The sequence below is a fragment of the Kribbella sp. NPDC051587 genome, from assembly GCF_044453945.1.
In the GTDB taxonomy this organism is placed as follows: domain Bacteria; phylum Actinomycetota; class Actinomycetes; order Propionibacteriales; family Kribbellaceae; genus Kribbella.
Genome location: NZ_JBITDE010000001.1, coordinates 1,147,521 through 1,168,187, shown reverse-complemented (window position 1 = coordinate 1,168,187; position 20,667 = coordinate 1,147,521). Strand labels below are relative to the sequence as shown.

Here is a 20,667-nt window from a genome sequence, read left to right as displayed (position 1 = left end):
CTTCTCCTACAGCCCCAAGGCCGTGGAGAGTGCCTGCTTGATTCCCTCGAGGTCCTTGGCCGCGGCGACTCGCGCCGCGGCGACATCCCCGTTCTGTACCGGGATGACGACCTCGAGGTAGCACTTGAGCTTCGGCTCGGTGCCGGACGGACGCACGACGACACGGGCGCCTTCGGACAACGTGTACCGAAGGCCGTCCGTCGGCGGCAGCGCCTCCGAACCTGCCGCCAGATCATCGGTCTGTACGACGCTGTGCGTGCCCAGCGTGGTCGGGGGAGTGGCGCGCAGGTTCGCCATCGCGGTCTGGATGAGGCTCAGGTCCTCGACCCGCATCGACAGCTGGTCGGTGGCGTGCAGTCCGTACTTGTTGGCGAGATCGTCGAGCAGGTCGAGCAGCGTTCGCCCCTCGGCCTTCGCCCGGGCCGCCATCTCCAGCACCCGGACCAGCGTCGAGACGCCGTCCTTGTCCTTCACCGCCGTCGGGTCGACGCAGTACCCGAGCGCCTCCTCGTAGCCGAAGACCAACTCCGGTACCCGGCCGATCCACTTGAAGCCGGTCAGCGTCTCGACGTACCGGACGCCGTAGGCCGTCGCGATCTTGCCGAGCAACGACGACGAAACGATTGAGCAGGCAGCGACCCCGTTCGGGCTGCTGGAGAGCAGGAACTCGCCGAGCAACGCGCCCAGTTCGTCGCCGCGCAGCATCCGCCAGCCATCAGGACCCGGTATGGCGACCGCACAGCGATCCGCGTCGGGGTCGTTCGCGACGGCGATGTCGGCGTTGATCTCGCGCGCCAGCTCCAGAGCTGCGTCGATCGCGCCGGGCTCTTCCGGGTTGGGGAAGCTCACGGTCGGGAAGTCCGGGTCGGGATCGGCCTGGGAGGCGACCACCGACGGTACGGCGAACCCGGCCCGCGCGACCGCGTCCTCGGCCAGGATCCGGCCGACACCGTGGAGGGGCGTGTAAGCCACGTTCAGCTCGCGAGGTGCGTCAGCCGGGACCAGCTCGGCAATGCGGTCCAGGTAGGCGTTCAGGAGGTCGTCGCCGGCCGTCTGCCAGTCGTCGCCGCGCGGCACGGACTCCAGCGGGCCGACCGCGGCGATGGCGGCCGCGATCTCGGCGTCCGCGGGCGGCACGATCTGCGAACCGTCGCCGAGGTACACCTTGTAGCCGTTGTCCTGCGGCGGGTTGTGCGAGGCCGTCACGACGACACCCGCGACCGCCTTGAGGTGGCGGATCCCGAACGCGATCACCGGGGTCGGCGTGTGCCGGTCCAGCAGTACGGCGTCCAGCCCGGCGCCACGGACCACGGCGGCCGTGTCCTGTGCGAACACATCGGACTTGTGCCGGGCGTCGTACCCGATCAGGACCGGGCCGTCGGTCAGCCCGTTCGCCTTCAGGTACGCCGCCAGCCCGGCCGCGGCGCGGATCACCACGACCCGGTTCATCCGGTTCGGCCCGGCACCAACGGCTCCCCGCAGGCCCGCCGTACCGAACTCCAGCGTCCCGGCGAACCGGTCCGCCAGCTCAACGGTGTCACCCGCCGCCAGCAGCGCCTGCAGCTCGGCGCGGGTGTCGGGGTCAGGGTCTTCGCTCAGCCAGGCTTCGGCGGCGGCACGCAGCTCATCGGTCACCAAGGCAGATTAACGGGCGGACCGCTGACACTCACCAACTCACGCGGAGCCCCCGTGTCGGCGCCCGGCTGAGCGTAGGCGCCGTCGGCGATCGGAGGTTGGTGAGTGGGGGCGGTCCGCCTAATGCCCGGAGGACTGGCAGGGGCGGGAGCGGAGCTCGGCGACGTAGTCGTCGGGGGCACCGGCGGCTTCGGCGGCCTCGGCGAGGATGCCGAGGTAGCGCGCCGAGGGGAGACCGCCCTCGTAGGCGTTCAGGACGTACATCCAGGCCAGCTGCTCGCCGTCCAGGGTCTGCACCCGGACCTGGATCTTGCGGTAGACGCCCTGGTCGATCCACTCCCACTCGTCCAGGCGCTCGATGTCCTTGGGGTGGACGTCGTAGAGCGCCACGAAGACCTGGTTGGCGGGGTCGGACGGGTCCTCGACGACGGTCGCCATCGAGCCCTCCCAGCCGAGCTCCTCGCCGCCGAAGGTCAGGCGCCAGCCGGCGATCCAGCCGGTCCCGCGCAGCGGCGAGTACGGGCACCGCTCGGCCATCAGGTTCGGGTCCAGATTCGACGCAAACGCGGCGTACAGGGTCACGAGAAATCAGGATACGGAACAATGGCCTCTCGTGGCGCGAGTTGTGATCATCGGTGGCGGTCCAGGTGGGTACGAAGCGGCGAGTGCGGCCGCCCAATTGGGAGCGGAGGTGACGGTCGTCGATTCCGACGGAATCGGCGGTTCCGCGGTCCTGACCGACTGTGTTCCGAGCAAGACGCTGATCGCCACCGCCGAGGTGATGACCGAGGTGGAGGAGGCGGGTGAGCTCGGCCTCCGGGTCGACGACGGCGACGACGACCCGGCCAACTCCGTCCGGGTCGATCTGGCGGTCGTGAACCGGCGGGTCAAGGCGCTGGCGACGGCCCAGTCGGAGGGCATCGAGCGGCGGCTCGACTCCGACAAGATCCGGATCGTGAAGGGTCGCGGCCGGCTCGACGGGCCGGAGACGGTGGTGGTCGGCGACGAGCGGCTGCCCGCCGACGTGGTCCTGATCGCCACTGGTGCAAGGCCTCGCGTGCTCAAGGGCTCCGAGCCGGACGGCGAGCGGATCCTGACCTGGGAGCAGGTCTACGAGCTCGACCACCTGCCCGAGCGGCTGATCGTCGTCGGGTCCGGTGTCACCGGTGCGGAGTTCGCCAGCGCGTACGACGCTCTCGGTAGCGACGTGGTCCTGGTCTCGTCCCGCGATCGGGTTCTCCCGGGTGAGGACGCGGATGCGGCCGCCGTACTGGAGGACGTCTTCAAGCGGCGTGGCCTGACCGTGCTGAGCAAGTCCCGGGCCGAGTCGGTCAAGCGGGTCGGCGACGGTGTCGTCGTCACCCTGACCGACGGCCGGACGGTCGAGGGTTCGCACGCTCTGCTGGCGGTCGGTTCGCTGCCGAATACCGACGAAATGGGCTTGATCGAGTCGGGCGTGTCGCTGACCGACGGCGGCTTCGTCCAGGTCGACCGGGTCTCCCGGACCACGGCCCGCGGCGTCTACGCGGCCGGCGACTGCACCGGCGTACTGATGCTGGCCTCGGTGGCCGCCATGCAGGGCCGGATCGCGATGGCCCACGCCCTCGGCGACGCCGTCGCCCCGCTGGACCAGTCCACCGTCTCGGCCAACGTCTTCACCGCGCCAGAGATCGCCACGGTCGGCCTCACCCAGGCGACGGTCGACGCCGGTGGCAGTACGGCGATGGTCGTCAAGGTGCCGCTGTCCGACAACGCCCGCGCCAAGATGCAGGGCGTTCGCGACGGTTTCGTGAAGCTCTTCTGCCTGCCGAACACCGGAATCATCGTCGGCGGCGTGGTGGTGGCACCGCGCGCCTCCGAGCTCATCCACCCCATCGCCCTGGCCGTCGCCGCCCGCCTCACGGTCGACCAGGTCGCCGCCTCCTTCACCGTCTACCCCTCCGTCACCGGCTCCATCGCCGAGGCGGCTCGCCGCCTGCACCTGCGGAGCTGATCCTGGAAGAAAAACAGGGGTAAACCTTCGTTCACGGCGCTGACTCTGCGTGATCGGGGTCTTCGGCGGCGTTCCGGGAGAAATCGGCGGCGGGTCGTCGCGGGGTTATTTGTATTGGACACGAATAGTTACCGCTGCGCGGAAACTGCACGAATCGGCTGCACCCAATCGCTTTTGCGCGGGTCCGGGCGGGCTTACATTCCTGGTGAATGGTCGGGGGATCGCTCGCGTGTCCGGAGGGGAATGCATGAGACGACGTGTGTCGCGTGGTGCTGCCGCGACGGCGGTGGCGGCTCTGGTCCTGGCGTCGGTGTCGGCGCCGGTACGGGCTGCCACCCAGGCTGATCCGCCGGCTGGTCCGTTGCAGGTGAAGACGGCGGCCGACGCGTTACTGGCGAAGCTGGATCCGAAGCTCGAGGCCAAGGTCAAGAAGGGTGAGACCGCGGCGGTGCCGGTGTTCGCGACCGTGCAAGGCGATCCGGCCGCGGCCGAGGCCGTGCTGGACAACGTGCACGTGGCCGGGTCCGGTGACAACGGGATCGTGCTCGGGTCGATCCCGGTGCAGGCCCTGCCCAAGCTGGCCGCCGCGAAGGGCGTGGTGTCGGTGCGGCCGGTGGAGCTCGGGAAGACCGGGCAGCCGCTGAGCGACCCCGACCCGGAACTGCACAAGGCTCCGACGCAGGCCGAGAAGCAGGCCGCCCGGGCCAAGCTGACGACGAGCGAGGTGCCGTACGACCAGGCGCCTGCGCCGCGCGGCTCGAACTTCGAGAAGCTGCGCAAGCAGAACCTGCTGGACGCCAAGACCCACGACTTCACCGGGGCCTGGAACGCCGGCATCACCGGTCAGGGCATCACCGTCGGAGTCCTCGATGGTGGTACGGACTTCGGCCACCCGGACCTGCTGAACACCTGGCAGACCTGGACTGGTCAGACCGGGACCAAGGCGGGGTGGAACGGCTGGCCGAAGGCCTTCGACCCGTACGGCGTCCAGCAGTGGCTGTTCGCTCCGGACCAGGTCGAGCAGGGCCTGTCGTGGTACACGTCGAGCACCGAGGCGACCTGCGCCAAGTCCGGCAGCGCCTGCGCGGTCGACTTGGCGACCAAGACCGGTCCGTCGCGGAACTTCGCCGCGCCGACCGGTACCAACCAGCACACGTACGACTTCCCGGCGTCCTGGAGCAAGTCCGGCAAGGTGCTGCTCGGCAGCCACCCCGACGACTACCTGCTGCAGCTGTACGGCGAGCGTCCGGCGTACCTGGTCACCGACCCGCACACGGCTGGTGTCTACGACACGGTCTACGTCGACCTGGACGACGACCACTCGTTCGCTGACGAGAAGCCGGTGACCAAGGCTTCGCCGGCGTCGTACCGGGACATGAACGGCGACGGCTACACCGACCTGTCCGGCGGCCTGCTGTACTACGTCTCCGACGGCAAGACCGAGATCCCCGGTGGCCTCGACGCGTTCGGGGTCCACGACACGTCGTACGGGCCGGGCAAGCTGCTGGCGTGGACGGGTGACTTCGATCCGCAGATCGAGGGGCACGGCACGCTGACCGCGTCGAACATCGTCGGGCAGGCCGTGATCAACGGCAAGGCGCCCGTCTTCAAGGACATCCCCGGTGGCAAGTACGCCGGTGCCGTCCTCGGTGGCGCGCCGCACGCCAAGCTGGCGCCGTTCGGCGACATCTACATGGGCTTCGACTTCTCCACCCAGTTCGGGTACCTGCTGTCCACCCGTCAGGGCGTCGACGTCACATCGAACTCCTACGGCCAGTCCACCGTCGACAACGACGGCTGGGACGCGGCCAGCCAGGAAGCCGACGTCATCCACAACGGCCAGAAGACGACGCCGCTGTTCTCGACCGGTAACGGAGCCCCGGGATTCGGTACGACGGGCTCGTCGCCGACCGCCGGTATCGCGGTCGGTGCGTCCACGCAGTTCGGTGCGACCGGTTGGGACTCGATCGTGCGCACCAAGCAGATCGAGGACAACGACGTGGTCGAGTGGTCGAACCGCGGCTTCCAGTCGAACGGTGCCAACGGCGTCGATGTCGTTGCCGACGGCGCCTATGCGCCGGGTGACGCGACGCTGAACACGATCCTCGACGGACGGGACGCCTGGACCACGTGGGGTGGCACCAGCCGCTCGACCCCGGTGGCAGCCGGCGCGACCGCGCTGATCTACCAGGCCTACGAGAAGGCGCACGGCACCAACCTGCCGGCCGGCTTCTACAAGACCGCCAAGGACATCCTGAAGACCTCGTCGAAGGACCTCGGGTACGACGCCAACGTGCAGGGCTCGGGGTCGATCGACGCCGGCAAGGCCGTGGCGAGTGCCTTCGGTCGCCGGGCCGTGGTGTCGCCGTCCGACTGGCGGGTCGGTGACTACCGCGGGACGGAGTACCCGGCGTTCGCGAACGTGATCGCACCGGGCGGGACGGACTCGCAGAAGTTCACGGTGAAGGGTCCGGGCGTCTGGCAGGTCAGCGACCGGCAGCTCGTCCGGACGGCGAACGACACGTTCTCCTTTACCAGCAAGGATCTGAAGCAGGAGAGTACGGGGAACTTCAACGCTCCGGACTATCTGCTCGACCTCACCTCGCGGGTGAAGAAGCATCGTGATGCGGACCTGATGCTGATCAAGGTCGAGTATCCGCGCGACGAGTTCGACGGTGACAAGAACCTCACCGAGGACCAGGCGTGGCGGTTGCTCACGTACAACTGGACCGACGTCAACCACGACGGCAAGCTGTGGACCGACAAGGACCACAACGGCGTCGTCAACCACACCGACAAGACGACCAGCTCGAACATCGACGGCTTCCTGGACCTCGACTTCGCAAAGTCCGAGATGGAGCAGGGCGAGTACGGCCGGTTCATGTACCACCGGGCCGGGGCGAACGCTCTGCAGTCCCTGGTGCGCGACCCGGCGGCACGGATGGCCGACGGCCTGTTCCTGGGCCTGCAGCACTCCGCGAAGAACGCGTCGATCCCGGTGACCCACTTCACGATCTCGATCGACTGGTACAAGAACAGCGACTGGAAGTGGATCAGCACACCGCGATACACCACCGGTTCGTTCACGGCGTCGATCAAGGTGCCGGCGAAGACGCCGTACGGGATGTACTCGGGCGCTGTCGTCCTCAACCGTGGCTCGGACTCGATGGTCGTGCCGGTCTCGGTCGCGGTCGCGGCGAAGGCGGCGCAGGACGCCTCGGGGAAGTTGACCGGGGCAACCACCTTCGGTGGTGAGGACGTGGCCCGGGCGCAACAGAACTACACCTACAACAACGGGTCCGTGTTCGGCGCCAACGACTGGACCTGGCGAGCCGAATCCGGTGACTGGCGGTTCTTCTACCTGGACGTGCCCAAGACACCGACCGAGGGCACCAAGTTCCTGGTCAACACGTCATGGAAGGACGCCGGCCCGGCGACCGACCTCGACACGTTGATCATGGGGAGATCGCAGAACCACTTCGCGGTGCTGCCCGACTCGGTGTTCGGAGCGCCGTACACACTGAACACGGTCGGGAAGAGTCCGAACACCAACGTGCGCGCTGGTGTCTGGCGCTTCGACACGGCGACCGGGGGACCGGCCGACGTGGTCACCGCACCGGCGCAGGAAGGCCTGCAGGCGTTCGCGCTGCACCAGGTTAGCTGGCAGGGCGACAAGTTCAACGCCCCGTTCAAGGTCGACGTCGGTAGCGCATCGGTGGCCCCGGCATCCGTCGTACAGACCGCGACCTCGGACAGCGGTGGGTTCGACGTGAAGTTCGAGTCGAGCGTCGCGCTGGACGGCCTGAAGGCCTCGGCCTTCGGTCTCAGCCAGCCCAGTACGACGACCGAAACCGCTCACCAGGACAACCCGGACGACCCGGCCTCGTCGACCTTCAAGCGGAACATCACCCTGAACCACGCCTCCCGCTTGAGCGTCAGCACCGCGATGGCCGGCAACGACCTCGACCTCTACGTCCTCCGCGACGCCAACAACGACGGCGTCTTCTCGCCGTCCGAGATCGTCGCCTCCTCCGCCGGCGGTACGGCGAACGAGTCGGTCGACCTGGTCAGCCCGCCCGACGGCAACTACCAGATCTGGGTGCACGGCTTCGCCGTCGCCGGTACGCCGTCCTTCACCTTCAACGTCAACGCCGTCCAAGGCAACGACCTGACCGTCTCCGGCCTCCCGACCGGCCCGGTCGCCGCCAACACCCCAGTCACCCTGCACGTCACCTACAACAAGCCCATGACGCCGGGCCAGACCTACACCGGCGAACTCCTCCTAGGCCCGACCACGGCTCCCTCAGCCTTGTCGGTCCCCATCAAGATCACCAGATAATCCGAAAGGTTGCCCCGGGCCCCTAAAGGCCCGGGGCTTTTTCATACCCGCTTGGTGGCGGAGTAGGCGTACCAGACGGTACTGCTGGACGGCACATAGACGCGGTAGTCGCGGCTGCGATTGGTGGTGATCGTGAACGACGCCGCACCGGTCTTCGCGTTCGGGTAGGCCCACCCGAGATCGGTCCAGGTGCTGGAGCCCACGTCACGCTTCTGGAAGAGAACGCGGCCGTGGTGGCGCGTGAACGCGTTGGTCTTGGTGTTGTAGTAGCTGGCTCGCGCGTAAACGGTGGTCTTCGTGCCGCTCCGCACGCCGGTCAGTCCGATGGCCGCTGCGCATTTCGTCGTCGAGGTGGCGGGCAGCAGCCGGGCGACGTTGTGGCCGGCACTGTCGCGACCGTAGCCTTCCGGCGTCCACCGGGTGGTGACTCCGATCGGCGTCCGGTTGATCCAGATGGTGACGCTGTCCCAGGGCCCACCGACGCCGAAGTTGTAGGTGCCGTCCGGGCGCACCGCCCACCAGGTCGTGTCCTGGACCGTCTTGGGGCAGCCGCCGCCGAGCTTGAGACTGTAGAGGTAACTGTCCGGCGAGTTGATGACCAGCTTGGCCGGCACCGGCAAAGTGCACGTCGGCAACGCCTGTGGCGCAGCACCGGCGGACTGCTGGCCGACAACAACCCCTGACGCGATGACCGCGATGGCGACCGCGATGCTTCGTTTGTTCATCTCAAACTCTCTTCGTTGCCGAGTAGGCGTACGTCACGGTCTTGCCGGAGGGGACGAAGACGCGGTAGTCGCGGCTGCGGTTGGTGGTGATCGCGTACGACGCGGCGCCGGTGGTCGCGTTCGGGTACGCCCACCCGAGATCGGTCCACGTGCTGGAGCCGAGGTCGCGCTTCTGGAAGAGCACGCGGCCGTGGTGACGAGCGAACTTGCCGGTCTTCTCGTTGTAGTAGGTCGCACGCGCGAAGAGCGTCGTCTTGGTGCCCTTCCGGACACCGCTGACCTGGACGGCGGCGCCGCATTTGGTCAGCGTCTTCGCGGAGCGCAGGACCGCCACCGGCCGGTTGTTCGCGTCGTGCGCGTAACCGTCCTCCCAGCCGGTCCAGATCAGTGTCTGACCGCAGGGCGCGGTGGAGGCGATGTCCATCCAGCCGCCTCCGTCGACGCCGAACCCCGCGCCGTAGACGGAAGTGCCGGCCGGGGTCCGGCCCATCCACATCGCCGAGTTCGCGGTCTTCGGGCAGTCGGGGCCCTTCTTGACCCAGATGTCCTGGCGCGGCGCACGCAGCGTCAGATTGGCCGGAAGCATCCACGAGCAGTGAGCGGTGATCGCCTGCGGTGCAGCCTCGGCAGTGATCGGGCCGATCACCAGGCCGGAAGCGAGGACGCTGGCGGCCAGCAGCAGCGTGCGGTAACGCATGAGGTTCTCCTTGGGAAAGGCGACCGTCACCCCACGGCCGCGCAGGCGGAGAATACCGCTCGGGTGTTGCTGCTGTCTGTCGAATCCCGTTGCACGTTGATGCAAAGTGCGGCCCATTGAGGTGGGTCAGAACCGTGCGTAAGGTCACCGCATGGAGCGACCACGGATGCAGGTCGGAGCAGTCACGATCTCAGCAGAACCAGGACGCGCCCGCGAACTGGCCAGGTTTTACGAGCGCCTGCTGGGCTGGCCGATCGCCCACGAAGGACCGCGCGGCGGCTGGGCCCAACTCCACCCACCAGCAAATTTCACTGGATATCCGTTGAGGTTGTCCCTTCTCCGCTGAGATTTCGAGGGGAGAAGGGACAACTTCAGGGGAGATCCCCTCAAATGTTCACGGGGGAGGCTGGCCGGGGATGACGGCTGGGGAAAGGAAAACCCCGGCAACCGTGGTGGTTGCCGGGGCTCTGAGAGCAGACGGGTTAGAAGTCGCCGCCGCCGAAGTCGCCGCCGCCGCCGAAGTCGCCGAAGTCCCAGCCACCGGAGTCGCCGCCTTCGCTGCCGCCGAGGCCTTCCATGCCTTCGTTGGTCATGTCGCCCCCGCCGAAGTCACCACCGCCGAAGTCGCCACCCATGTCGCCGCCGGCGAAGTCGCCGTAGCCGCCGCCGGCGAACATGCCGCCGAGCATGGTGCCGAGGAACATGCCGGTCATGACGCCGCCGAGGGCGCCGAACATGCCTTGGGCGTACGGCGAGTAGGCCGGGCCGGCCTCCCAGTACGGGACGCGCTGCGGGCCGACCATGACCTTGCGGACGTCAGGCTCGGCGCCGGCGCGGACGCGCTCGGCGTCGGCGGCGCAGGCGGGAACCTCACGGGGTGCGCCGCCGGGCGGCGACCACATCACGTCGACGACCGAGGGGCCGTGCTGGGGGTTGAAGAAGCAGGACGGACGACGCTGCGGCAGGGCCTCGCCGTTCACCCGGGCGCGGACGCAGGCCGAGGCGTAGCGGCCGTCCTCGAGGATCTCGATGACGTGCTTGATCTGCTCGGCCTCGGTGACCTGCGCGACGGCCTGCTTGGCCGACTCGTAGGAGTCGAGCGCGCGCTGGTAGTCCTGCCGCGCGCCGTCGCCGAGGTCCTTGCCGACCATCTCCAGATCGAGGTCCTGCAGCTCCTCGCCGAACCGGGTGATGTCCTCGTCGGCGGTCCGCTTGACCGACTCGAGCTCGGCCGCGGTGATCTCGTGCTGCTTCTTGGACTGCAGCTGGGTCCGACGGTACGAGCGATATGCCAGCACCGCGATCACCACGACAGCGATGATCAGGATGTATTCCATGTCGGGCCTCTTCAAAAATGGGGGCTTTACGGCGAGCCTACCGAACCTCGCCAACCCGGCACGCCACGCAGGGTGACCCAATCCCCGGATTGCCGTCACGCAGCGCGCATAATCGATTACCGCCGCCCAGCGACCGCATTGCCCTGCGTTGGAAGGCTGTTCGATGAGCAAGACCCTCCGACTTCTCACGCTCTCGGTGACCGGCCTCTCGCTGGTCACGCCACACCTGCTCGCACCTGATCGGTACGCCGACGATCCGGCCGAGGCGACGTACCAGGAGATCGCGATCACCGGGCCGTCGGTGGCCGCCGAGACCACGCCGTTCGCAATGGTCGGTGTCACCTGGCCGAGCGGCGTACGGAACGTTCGCGCCAAGGTCCGGATCAAGCAGGGCGACAAGTGGACCGACTGGCAGCCCCTGCAGGTCGAGGACGGCCACGGCCCCGACACCCCGGAGGGCAACCCCGGTACCGAACCGCTGTGGGTCGGCGACGCGAGCGGCATCCAAGCCACTGCGACCGATGCCGCCGGTACGACGATCAAGGGTGCGAAGGTCACTCTGATCCAGCCCGGCGTGCTCCCCGGCGACAGCGCCGAATCGCCAGCCACCCAAGACATCGAGCCGGCCGCGAGCAGAACGCCGTACCCGATGCCGAACGTCTGGAGCCGCAAGCGCTGGGGTGCCGACGAACGGCTGCGCGCGGTCAACAAGGGCTGCACGAAGCCCAAGTACACGAAGACCGTGCTGGCCGCGTTCGTCCACCACACCGCCGATCGCAACGGCTACACCCGCGCGCAGGTCCCGGCGATGCTGCGCGCGACGTACGCGTACCACGTGAAGGGCCGCGGCTGGTGCGACATCGGCTACAACTTCCTCGTCGACCGCTTCGGTCGCGCGTTCGAGGGCCGGTACGGCGGCGCCCAGCTGCCCGTCCTCGGCGCGCACACGGAGTCGTTCAACAGCAACTCGTTCGGCGTCTCGCTGATCGGCAACTTCGACAAGGCCGCGCCACCCGCTTCGATGCTAGAGGCAACGGCTCGGGTGATCGCGTGGAAGCTCGACGCCAACTACCGTTCGCCGACCTCGAGTATCGTGCTCGCCCGGCACCGGGTGAACACCATCTCCGGTCACCGCGACACCAAGGCGACCGACTGCCCAGGAAAGCAGCTGTACGCCAAGCTTCCTTGGCTGAAGCAACGAGTGCTGAAACTGATGGGTGGCACGGTCTCCACCCCGATCTACCGATTCGCGAAGACGATCGGATTTCGGAGCCTCGGGCAACCGTTCTGGGGTGAACACCGAACGCGCACCGGCTGGACGACGCAGTTCGCCACCCGCGACATCTTCTACTCCGTCTCCACCGGCGCACACTCGACAGCGGGCGTCTTCCGGCAGCGCTACCGCCGCCTCGGTCCCGACACCGGTCTCGGCCTGCCGACATCCGAGGTCCACAACGGCCGGGTCGGCGGGACGCGCGTGCAGTCGTTCCGCGACGGCGGCTTCTACTGGACCAAGCCGTACGGCGTCCGCCCGGTGACCGGCATGATCTACCGCAAGTACGTCGCGATCGGCGCGGAGCGTTCCCGGCTCGGCCTGCCGATGACCGATATCTACAAGGTGAAGGGCGGCCTGCGGCAGAAGTACCAACGCGGCTGGCTGACCTATCACGCGCACACCCGTAGCGTCCTCGTCCAATACCGGAGTGCCTCATGAAGAAGCGGGCCATCGCCGCCGTCGTCATCGCATCCACCGTGATCAGCGCGACCGCTGAGGCCCGGGAGTTCGAGCCGACCGCCGGCACGAACACCTCGATCAGCGGCCGCGGCTTCGGCCACGGTCGCGGCATGTCCCAGTACGGCGCTCAGGGCGCCGCGCTGGCCGGGAAGTCGGCGAAGCAGATCCTCGACTTCTATTACCCGGGCACGACGGTAGGGAAGGCGACCGGCCGGATCCGGGTCCGGATCAGCGCCGACACGACCGACGGTATCCGGGTGGCCGCGGTCAGGAATCTCCGGGTTCGCGACCTGGCCAAGGACAAGCTCTCTACGTTGCCCACGGCATCGACCAGGAACCAGTGGTCGATCGATCCGAACGGCGAGCACGGCACGAAGGTCAGTTCGTACAACACCAAGACCCGCAAGTGGACACTCTGGAAGACGTTCACCTCGATGTCGCAGTTCGAGGGTCCCGTGCTGACGAGCCTCATCCTGCCGTCCGGTGCGGTACGGCGGTATCGCGGCGGACTGCGGGCGATCGATGTCCCGGGCAAGCATCTCGACACGGTGAACGTGGTCTCCCTCGAGTACTACCTCCGGGGCGTCGTACCGCGAGAAGCCTTGTCCAGTTGGCGTCCGGCCGCGCTGCAGGCGCAGGCGGTTGCTGCGCGCACCTATTCGGTGTTCCATCGGGGTCGTAGTGCCAAGCGTGCCTACGATCTCTGCGACACGATCGCCTGCCAGGTCTATGGCGGCTACGAGGACGAGAAGAGCGCGACGAACGCGGCGATCACCGCGACGGCCGGTCAGGTGCGGCTCTACAAGGGCAAGCCGATCATCGCCGAGTTCTCGTCGTCGAACGGCGGGGCGACCGCGGCCGGTCAGGTCCCGTACCAGGTGATGAAGGTGGACAGCTGGGATGCTTATCCCGGCAACGGGAATCCGAACGTCACGTGGACGGTGACGCGGAAGACGGCCGAGATCCAGGCGGTGTTCGACGTCGGGACGCTCCGCTCGCTCCGGGTGATCACTCGGACCGGTGTCGGGCCGAGCGGTGGACGCGCGGCGCGGGTCGAGGCGGTCGGGTCGAAAGGGCGGCGTGAACTCAGCGCTGATCAGTTGCGTGGACGGCTGCATCTGAAGTCGGCGTGGATCGCGTTCCCGGTGGCGCCACTTGATATGTCAACTGCGCCGGACAAGAGGCTCGGTCGCTGAGCCATTGACGAGATCTCCCTGCGACGGTTAGAACATGACATCGATGTCATCCGTCACCGCCCACAGAGGAGCCGGTCGATGCGCAGGAAATTGGGTATATCAACTCGGATCGTGGCCGGCCTGGTGGCGGTCGCGGTCGTGGGGTCGCTGTCGACGTCGGGCGCCAGCGCCGTGACCAGTCCGGCGGCGCGCGCCAAGGCGTCGTACGACGCGATCAACAAGTACTTCGACGCGGGGCAGGGGCTGCTGCGCGAGGAGTACCCGAACCAGCAGACCAACCCGTACTCGTACGTCTGGCCGTACTCGCAGGCCGTGATCGCGGCCGAGGACATCGCCGGGATCCCGGGGTCCGGCCGCAAGGCGTCGGCCGAGGCACAACGACGGCTCGACGCCTACGCGTCGTACTGGAATGCGACGACGACGCCGAAGGGGTACGACTCCTACGTGCGCCCGCCGCTCGGAGGTGGCGGCGACAAGTTCTACGACGACAACGAATGGATCGGGCTGAACCTGATCCAGAACTACCAACGCACCGGCGACCGTACGTCGCTCGCCCGGGCCAAGGACATCTTCGCGCTGGTCGTGCACGGGTGGGACACCGATCCCGCGCATCCGTGCGCCGGTGGCGTCTACTGGACCCAGGCGCCGTGGAGCCAGGACCGGAACACGGTCTCGAACGGACCGGGTGCCGAGCTCGGTGCGCACCTGTACCTGCTGACGCGGGACCGGTCGTACCTGACCTGGGCCAAGCGGATGTACCAGTGGGCGCAGGACTGCATGCTCGCGCCGAACGGTCTCTACTGGGACCACATCGACCTGGCCGGCAACATCGAGAAGACGCAGTGGAGCTACAACCAGGGCGTGATGCTCGGGGCCGGCGTCTTGTTGTACAAGGCAACCGGCGATCACCGCTACCTGCGGGACGCCAAGTCCGTCGCGAACGCCTCACTCGCCTTCTACAACACCCGCGAGATCCTGGCGAAGAACGGCGCCGCCTTCAACTCCATCTGGTTCAAGAACCTGCTGATCCTGGACTCGGTGGCCCCGGACTCCCGCTACCGCAAAGCCATGCAGGCCTACGCCGACGACAACTGGAACACCACCCGCGACCCCGCCACCAACCTCTACAAGTTCCGCGAGGGCACCGTCGAACTCCTCCAACAGTCCGGCATCACCCAGGTCCACGCCCTCCTCGCCTGGCCCCGCTCCAAATACCACCTCCTCGCCTGACGAAGTGGGTCGGACGAAGGGGTAGAACGCAGCGCGCCGCCCGTCGTGATGACGGGCGGCGCGGTGGTGTTCGGGTCAGGCTGCTGCGGTGGCGGTGTTGATCTTGACGGGGGTGATGGGGGCTCCGTCGGTGGGGCCGTTCTGGGGCTTGACGCCGGCTTGGGCGACCTTGTCGATGAGTTTGAGGCTCGGCTCGTCGAGGGTGCCGAAGGCGGTGTACTGCGGGCCGAGGCCGGACGCGTCGCCGTACACGATGAAGAACTGGCTGCCGTTGGTGTTCGGGCCGGAGTTGGCCATGGCGAGGATGCCGCGGCCGTACTTCAGGGTCGGGTAGACCTCGTCGGCGAAGCTGTAGCCGGGGCCACCGCTGCCGCTGCCGCTCGGGTCGCCGCACTGGAGGACCTGCAGGCCCTCGCCGACGGTCAGGCGGTGGCAGGAGGTGTTGTCGAAGTACTTCTGGCCGACGAGGCTCAGGAAGTTCTTCACCGTGCAGGGGGCCAGCGCGCTGTCCAGGGTGACCTGGAGGTCACCAACCGAGGTGTTCAGGCTGACCTTCGACGTACCGGACGCCTTGGTCTTGCCGTCGGCCGGCGGGTTCACCTTCTTGCTGGCCGGCTCCGCGCCCTTCTTGTAGCTGCAGCTGACCTCGGCGGGCAGTGCGGTCGCCCGCTTCGGCGCGGCGGCCAGCGCGGTCGGGATGCTCTTCGGCTTGTTGTCCGGACCGGCCGACGCGTCCACCGACGGCGTGTCCCCGGCGACCGGGGTGTCGTTGCCCTTCGGACCGAAGATCACGAAGACTCCGACCAGGACGGCGACGACCGCGACCACCGCGGTGACCGTGATGGCCAGATTCCGCCGCTGCCGCGCGCGCTCAGCCTGCCGCTCGGCCTGCCGTTTGGCCTTCCGCGCCGCGAGCTGCTGCTCGTGGGTCCTCTTGGACATGCAAACCCTCCCTCACCGTGATGTCTGCAGGGAACTTACAGCTTCAACCTGAGAACTGTCTGTTAAATCACCTGAACTGTGATCAGCCAGCACGATCACCCGATCCGCCACGCCGAGCGTCAGCGCCGCGGCCGGAGCCGGATTCAGCACCACCCCGTAGGCGGGGGACTGGTGGAATTCGGCATGCGTCCGGTACCCGATCGCCGTCTCCCCGCGGAGCCGGGCCGCCTCGAGCGCTTCGAGCTCTGCCCGGTTCGTCGGGTCACAGTACGTCGTACCGGCTGTAAGGCTGCTGTATTCGCCCAGCCGGACCTCGTCGAGTCCGGCGACCTGCAGGTGTGATCCCGGTACGGCGAACTCGTCGAGCAGCGCGACGATCTTCGGTGCCGCTCCTCACCCTCACCGAACCCGGTGACTATAAGCGAGGTGATGTGTGGTCGAGGTGTGGACCGGTAGGCTGCGGCGATTCGTTCGGGCTGGGGAGGGTTCATGCGGGGTCGTGCGTTGGCGTTGGCGATTGGCGTGGTTGCTTCGGGGGTCGTGGGGGTGCAGGCGACGACGGCGCAGGCGGCGACGCCGGTGTGCCGGTTCGAGGTGCCGGCGAAGCTGACGATCAGCAGTCAGTACAGCTTGGTGTCGTTCGGGTGGGGTGCGGGATGCCCGAAGACGACGTTCCAGGCCCGATGGATCGGCCAGGCGGAGGGACTGCCCGGATCATCGGCATCGGTGACGTGCACCTACCACTATCCGGAGTGTTCGATCGCGCTTGAGGGGACGTACTCGGGGCGGACGATGCAGTGGAACCCCGATGGGTACGCGCAGGATGAGAAAGGGCGGAAGGTCGCCGAGTTGCGGTCCGCCAAATCGCTGACCAAGTACGGCGCGGCGGTGAAGTTGACGGCTGGTCGGGTCGGGACCAAGACCACGTTGACCGCGCGGCCGACGTACTACAGCGCCAAGACCAACGGGTTCGTGCGGCATCACGGGCGGGTGCTCTTCCAGTCCAAGGACCCGGGTTCCTCGACCTGGAAGGATCTTGGGTACGTCGTGCCGAACTCGGCCGGCGCTGCGACCTACACCATCACCACCAACCGCAGCCGGGCGTATCGCGCGTACGTCGCGTCGTCGGCCACGGTTTGGTATGCCTACTCGGCGAACGTCACGCGGTAGCGCGGGCGAAGAGGCGGCCGGCCAGGTCACCGCCGGTGATCCGGCCGTCGGTGCCGCGGGTGAAGTAGCCGCGCTGGCCCGCCAGCGCGCCACCCGTGACGATGAACTCGTCGTCCGGCAGGAGTTCGAGTGACGCGGCCGCGAGGTCCGGCGGCATCTCGGCGTCGGTGCCGGCCCGGAGTTCCGGTTTGATCTCGACGGCGATGGTGATTCCGGTGCCGTCGGCAACGAAGTCCACGTTCATCGCTTCGTTCTGGTAGCGACCGGCCAACTCGCGGGCGCGAGCATCGTCGTACGGGAGTGGTTCAGTCGCACGCTCGACCAGGCCGAGGTAGTGCTCGAGCGCCCATCGGAGTACGGCCTGGTTGAGTTGATAGCCCTCAGGTCCGGAGTTCGTCAACGAGACAACGGCAAAACCAGCAGCCGGTACGACGAGGAGGTCGGCGTACTGTCCGTTTCCCGAACCGCCGTGGCCGATCGTCAGTACCCCGTCGATGGTCTTCCGGAACCAGCCGACGCCCAGTCCGTCGCCGAGCGAGCTGGCCCGCAGCGCGATGGTCTCGTCGCGCATGCTGTGCAGTACGGCGGCCGACATCAGCCCGTCACCACTGCCCAGGTGGAACCTTGCCCACCGCAACAGATCGCTCACGGTCGACACCACGCCGCCGCCCGGATTGTTGCCGTGGTCACCGGCCGCCCAGGCCTTCCAGGGCGTCGCCGGCTGGAGAACGCCGTGCTCGTCCGGGTTGTAGCCGACGGCAAACTTCCGCATCATCACGTCGTCCAGATCGAAGACCGTGTTCGTCAGACCGAGCGGCTCGAAGAGTAGCTGGGTCATCGCCTTCTCGTACGGCAGGCCGGTCACGGTCTCGATGATCCGGCCGGCCAGGTTGAACCCGGCCTGGCTGTACGACGACCGTGCGCCCGGCTCGGCGATGAGCGGCAGTTCGGCCAGCTTCTCGACGAACCCAGCCAGCGTCAGGTCGAAGCTACCCGCCACACCCCAGTCCAGTCCGGCTGTGTGGTTCAGCAGCTGCAGGACCGTGATCCGCTCAGCCACGTCCTCGTCGACCAGGTGCAGGTCCGGGACATAACGCCGTACCGGGGCATCGAGCTCGACCTTGCCCTCGGCAACGAGCCGCATCAGCGCGGTCGCGGTGAAGGTCTTCGAGACCGACGCGATGTGGAAGAGCGTGTCCCGGTCGATCGCCTCGGCACCGCCGATCCGCGTCACGCCGTGGCCGGCGAACACCTCCTGGCCGTCGATCAGTACGCCGACCGCCGCGCCCGGCACGCCCAGCTCGGCGGCCTTGGCGGCCACGAACTCCTGCAGTTCCATCGTCCTCACCTTTCCTCGACTTGAACACCGTTCAGTGAACGATAACTCGAATCTGAACACCGTTCAAGTACGAAAACGAGGAAGACTGGTGACCCTCTGCTGTGCATACTGGGTATCTAGATACTCGGTATCCATACCAAGGGAGCTCACCATGAAGGTTCGAATGATCGGGGCGGCACTGGGCGTGGCAGCGCTGGCCGTGGTTCCGATGGCGGCGCACGCGGCGCCGGTCCAGGCGAAGACGACGCAGCCCTACCAGCACCTCGTCACGGTCAACAGCAAGGCCTGGTCGACCGGTGGCACCTACGTGGCCACCGGCGGCGACATCAAGCTGAACCTGACCACCCTGGAGAAGAACACCAAGGTCTTCGTCGAGCGGTGTGAAGGAGCCGACCTGGGCGACGTCCAGAACTTCACCAAGAAGGCCCCGAGCCACACGCTGGCCACCGGCGTCGAGAAGGGCGAGTGCTTCATCGTCCTGCTCTCACCGGTGACCGGCAACGGTGGCTATGTCGTCAAGGGCACCCTGAGCTACTAGTCCTTGATCTCGCAGAGGACGGCGCCGGCCGACACGGTGGCGCCGACCTCGGCGGTGAGGCCGGTCACGGTGCCGGCCTTGTGCGCGTTCAGCGGCTGCTCCATCTTCATCGCCTCGAGGACGACGATCAGATCGCCGGCGGCGACCGTCGCGCCTTCCTCGACGGCCAGCTTCACGATCGTGCCCTGCATCGGCGACGTCAGCGAGTCACCCGAGGCGGCCGCGGACTTGCCCGAACCGCCGGCCCGACGGGCCGGCTTCTTCTTCGCGCCGGCGCCGGCGCCCGCGGCAGCACCGCCGGCGGAGACCCCGAACCCGGCCGGCAGGGCGACCTCGAGCCGCTTGCCGCCGACCTCGACGGTGACCTTCTCCCGCTCCGCGTCCTCAGGCGCGTCGGCGGTCGGGCCGTCGTACGGCGTGAGCTGGTTGTCGTACTCGGTCTCGATCCAGCGGGTGTGCACGGTGAAGCCGTCGTCGCCCACGTACGCCGGGTCCGAGACGACCGCGGTGTGGAACGGGATCACGGTCGGCATGCCCTCGACGACGAACTCACGCAGCGCCCGGCGGGACCGCTCGAGCGCCTGGGTGCGGTCGCGGCCGGTGACGATCAGCTTGGCGACCAGCGAGTCGAAGGCGCCGGGGACGGTCTCGCCCTCGTCGTACCCGCCGTCGATCCGGACGCCCGGGCCGCTCGGGGGCTTCCACTTGGTCAGGGTGCCGGGCGCGGGCAGGAAGCCGCGGCCGCCGTCCTCGGCGTTGATCCGGAACTCGATCGAGTGACCGCTCACGGCAGGGTCGTCGTACCCGAGCTCTTTACCGTTGGCGATCCGGAACATCTCGCGGACCAGGTCGAGGCCGGTGACCTCTTCACTCACCGGGTGCTCGACCTGCAGGCGGGTGTTCACCTCGAGGAACGAGATCAGTCCGTCCTGGCCGACCAGGAACTCGCAGGTCCCGGCGCCGACGTACCCGGCCTCGCGCAGGATCGCCTTCGACGACGTGTAGAGCGTTTCCATTTGCTCGGAGGTGAGGAACGGCGCGGGGGCCTCCTCGACCAGCTTCTGGTAGCGGCGCTGCAGCGAGCAGTCCCGGGTGGAGACGACCACGACGTTGCCGTGGGCATCGGCCAGGCACTGGGTCTCGACGTGCCGCGGCTTGTCCAGGTAGCGCTCGACGAAGCACTCGCCGCGACCGAACGCGCTGACCGCCTCGCGGGTCGCGGACTCGAACAGCTCCGGGACCTCCTCCAGGGTGCGGGCGACCTTCATGCCGCGGCCGCCACCGCCGTACGCCGCCTTGATCGCGATCGGCAGGCCGTATTCCTGGGCGAACGCGACCACCTCGTCGGCGCCGGCCACCGGGTTCGGCGTTCCGGGGACCTGCGGCGCGCCGACCTTCTCGGCGATGTGCCGCGCCTTGACCTTGTCACCGAGCGAGTCGATCGCGGACGGCGGCGGGCCGATCCAGATCAGCCCGGCGTCGATGACGGCCTGGGCGAACTCGGCGTTCTCGGCCAGGAAGCCGTACCCCGGGTGCACCGCGTCCGCGCCGGAGCGGGCGGCCAGTTCCAGGATCTTGGCGATGTTCAGGTAGGAGTCGGCCGGGGTCGACCCGTCCAGCGCGTACGCCTCGTCGGCCAGCCGGACGAACAGCGCGTCCCGGTCCTGGTCGGCGTACACGGCGACACTGCCCAGCCCGGCGTCGGCCGCCGCCCGGACGACCCGGACCGCGATCTCGCCCCGGTTGGCGACCAGCACCTTGGTGATCTGCTTGCTCTCGGACACAGACGAC

General features: G+C 67.9%; 16 protein-coding genes. 8 read left to right on the top strand and 8 right to left on the bottom strand.

Annotation, left to right across the window (positions count from 1 at the left end; translation table 11 throughout):
• Window positions 1-6: 6 nt before the first annotated feature.
• A complete protein-coding gene (locus ACIA49_RS05565; RefSeq protein WP_396375904.1) occupies window positions 7-1,635 on the bottom strand; it encodes a phospho-sugar mutase in 1,629 nt (542 codons plus the stop codon).
• 120 nt (window positions 1,636-1,755) lie between these two features.
• Window positions 1,756-2,217 carry a gamma-glutamylcyclotransferase gene (locus ACIA49_RS05560; protein WP_396375903.1) on the bottom strand — a complete coding sequence of 154 codons (462 nt, stop codon included), beginning with the start codon at window positions 2,215-2,217 and terminating at the stop codon, window positions 1,756-1,758.
• A 31-nt stretch (window positions 2,218-2,248) separates the two neighbouring features.
• Between ACIA49_RS05560 and ACIA49_RS05555 the strand changes: the two genes are divergently transcribed.
• Window positions 2,249-3,628, top strand: coding sequence for an NAD(P)H-quinone dehydrogenase (locus tag ACIA49_RS05555; protein WP_396375902.1), 1,380 nt, complete (start codon window positions 2,249-2,251; stop codon window positions 3,626-3,628).
• A 247-nt stretch (window positions 3,629-3,875) separates the two neighbouring features.
• A complete protein-coding gene (locus ACIA49_RS05550) occupies window positions 3,876-7,967 on the top strand; it encodes a S8 family serine peptidase (RefSeq protein ID WP_396375901.1) in 4,092 nt (1,363 codons plus the stop codon).
• A gap of 41 nt (window positions 7,968-8,008) precedes the next feature.
• Here ACIA49_RS05550 and ACIA49_RS05545 read toward each other — a convergent pair whose 3' ends face one another.
• From ACIA49_RS05545 to ACIA49_RS05535, 3 genes are all read right to left on the bottom strand, one after another.
• Window positions 8,009-8,692, bottom strand: coding sequence for a hypothetical protein (locus ACIA49_RS05545; RefSeq protein WP_396375900.1), 684 nt, complete (start codon window positions 8,690-8,692; stop codon window positions 8,009-8,011).
• 1 nt (window position 8,693) lies between these two features.
• Window positions 8,694-9,389: a hypothetical protein gene (locus tag ACIA49_RS05540; RefSeq protein ID WP_396375899.1), complete on the bottom strand. Its 696-nt coding sequence runs from the start codon at window positions 9,387-9,389 to the stop codon at window positions 8,694-8,696.
• A gap of 482 nt (window positions 9,390-9,871) precedes the next feature.
• Complete coding sequence (locus ACIA49_RS05535; protein WP_396375898.1) at window positions 9,872-10,726, bottom strand: hypothetical protein; 855 nt, start codon at window positions 10,724-10,726, stop codon at window positions 9,872-9,874.
• Window positions 10,727-10,889: 163 nt separating this feature from the next.
• Between ACIA49_RS05535 and ACIA49_RS05530 the strand changes: the two genes are divergently transcribed.
• From ACIA49_RS05530 to ACIA49_RS05520, 3 genes are all read left to right on the top strand, one after another.
• The gene (locus ACIA49_RS05530) at window positions 10,890-12,440 is read left to right on the top strand and encodes an N-acetylmuramoyl-L-alanine amidase (protein WP_396375897.1); all 1,551 of its coding nucleotides are present in this window, start codon (window positions 10,890-10,892) and stop codon (window positions 12,438-12,440) included.
• The gene (locus tag ACIA49_RS05525) at window positions 12,437-13,657 is read left to right on the top strand and encodes a SpoIID/LytB domain-containing protein (RefSeq protein WP_396375896.1); all 1,221 of its coding nucleotides are present in this window, start codon (window positions 12,437-12,439) and stop codon (window positions 13,655-13,657) included. The genes ACIA49_RS05530 and ACIA49_RS05525 overlap by 4 nt, the downstream gene beginning before the upstream one ends.
• A 111-nt stretch (window positions 13,658-13,768) precedes the next feature.
• Window positions 13,769-14,887 (top strand): glycoside hydrolase family 76 protein, encoded by a 1,119-nt coding sequence (locus ACIA49_RS05520; protein ID WP_396375895.1) that lies wholly within the window; start codon window positions 13,769-13,771, stop codon window positions 14,885-14,887.
• 75 nt (window positions 14,888-14,962) lie between these two features.
• Here the strand turns inward: ACIA49_RS05520 and ACIA49_RS05515 are convergent, their stop codons facing one another.
• A complete protein-coding gene (locus ACIA49_RS05515) occupies window positions 14,963-15,829 on the bottom strand; it encodes a peptidylprolyl isomerase (RefSeq protein WP_396375894.1) in 867 nt (288 codons plus the stop codon).
• 183 nt (window positions 15,830-16,012) lie between these two features.
• On the opposite strand from ACIA49_RS05515, the gene ACIA49_RS05510 reads away from it, so the two are divergent.
• A complete protein-coding gene (locus tag ACIA49_RS05510) occupies window positions 16,013-16,171 on the top strand; it encodes a hypothetical protein (RefSeq protein ID WP_396375893.1) in 159 nt (52 codons plus the stop codon).
• A 147-nt stretch (window positions 16,172-16,318) separates the two neighbouring features.
• Entirely contained in the window at window positions 16,319-16,999 is a 681-nt protein-coding gene (locus ACIA49_RS05505; RefSeq protein ID WP_396375892.1) for a hypothetical protein, read from the top strand.
• Here ACIA49_RS05505 and ACIA49_RS05500 read toward each other — a convergent pair.
• On the bottom strand, window positions 16,989-18,338 hold the full coding sequence (locus tag ACIA49_RS05500) for a serine hydrolase domain-containing protein (RefSeq protein WP_396375891.1): 1,350 nt from the start codon (window positions 18,336-18,338) through the stop codon (window positions 16,989-16,991). The genes ACIA49_RS05505 and ACIA49_RS05500 overlap by 11 nt on opposite strands.
• Window positions 18,339-18,489: 151 nt before the next feature.
• On the opposite strand from ACIA49_RS05500, the gene ACIA49_RS05495 reads away from it, so the two are divergent.
• Window positions 18,490-18,876 (top strand): hypothetical protein, encoded by a 387-nt coding sequence (locus ACIA49_RS05495; RefSeq protein WP_396375890.1) that lies wholly within the window; start codon window positions 18,490-18,492, stop codon window positions 18,874-18,876.
• On the opposite strand, the gene ACIA49_RS05490 is transcribed toward ACIA49_RS05495, so the two are convergent.
• The gene (locus ACIA49_RS05490; RefSeq protein WP_396376036.1) at window positions 18,873-20,642 is read right to left on the bottom strand and encodes an acetyl/propionyl/methylcrotonyl-CoA carboxylase subunit alpha; all 1,770 of its coding nucleotides are present in this window, start codon (window positions 20,640-20,642) and stop codon (window positions 18,873-18,875) included. The genes ACIA49_RS05495 and ACIA49_RS05490 overlap by 4 nt on opposite strands.
• Window positions 20,643-20,667 lie beyond the last annotated feature (25 nt).

Coding starts and splice junctions, on each gene's coding strand:
- ACIA49_RS05495 (WP_396375890.1), top strand. CDS start 18,490: ATGAAGGTTCGAATGATCGGGGCGGCACTGGGCGTGGCAGCGCTGGCC.
- ACIA49_RS05525 (WP_396375896.1), top strand. CDS start 12,437: ATGAAGAAGCGGGCCATCGCCGCCGTCGTCATCGCATCCACCGTGATC.
- ACIA49_RS05500 (WP_396375891.1), bottom strand. CDS start 18,338: ATGGAACTGCAGGAGTTCGTGGCCGCCAAGGCCGCCGAGCTGGGCGTG.
- ACIA49_RS05545 (WP_396375900.1), bottom strand. CDS start 8,692: ATGAACAAACGAAGCATCGCGGTCGCCATCGCGGTCATCGCGTCAGGG.
- ACIA49_RS05540 (WP_396375899.1), bottom strand. CDS start 9,389: ATGCGTTACCGCACGCTGCTGCTGGCCGCCAGCGTCCTCGCTTCCGGC.
- ACIA49_RS05505 (WP_396375892.1), top strand. CDS start 16,319: ATGCGGGGTCGTGCGTTGGCGTTGGCGATTGGCGTGGTTGCTTCGGGG.
- ACIA49_RS05535 (WP_396375898.1), bottom strand. CDS start 10,726: ATGGAATACATCCTGATCATCGCTGTCGTGGTGATCGCGGTGCTGGCA.
- ACIA49_RS05515 (WP_396375894.1), bottom strand. CDS start 15,829: ATGTCCAAGAGGACCCACGAGCAGCAGCTCGCGGCGCGGAAGGCCAAA.
- ACIA49_RS05530 (WP_396375897.1), top strand. CDS start 10,890: ATGAGCAAGACCCTCCGACTTCTCACGCTCTCGGTGACCGGCCTCTCG.
- ACIA49_RS05510 (WP_396375893.1), top strand. CDS start 16,013: ATGCGTCCGGTACCCGATCGCCGTCTCCCCGCGGAGCCGGGCCGCCTC.
- ACIA49_RS05550 (WP_396375901.1), top strand. CDS start 3,876: ATGAGACGACGTGTGTCGCGTGGTGCTGCCGCGACGGCGGTGGCGGCT.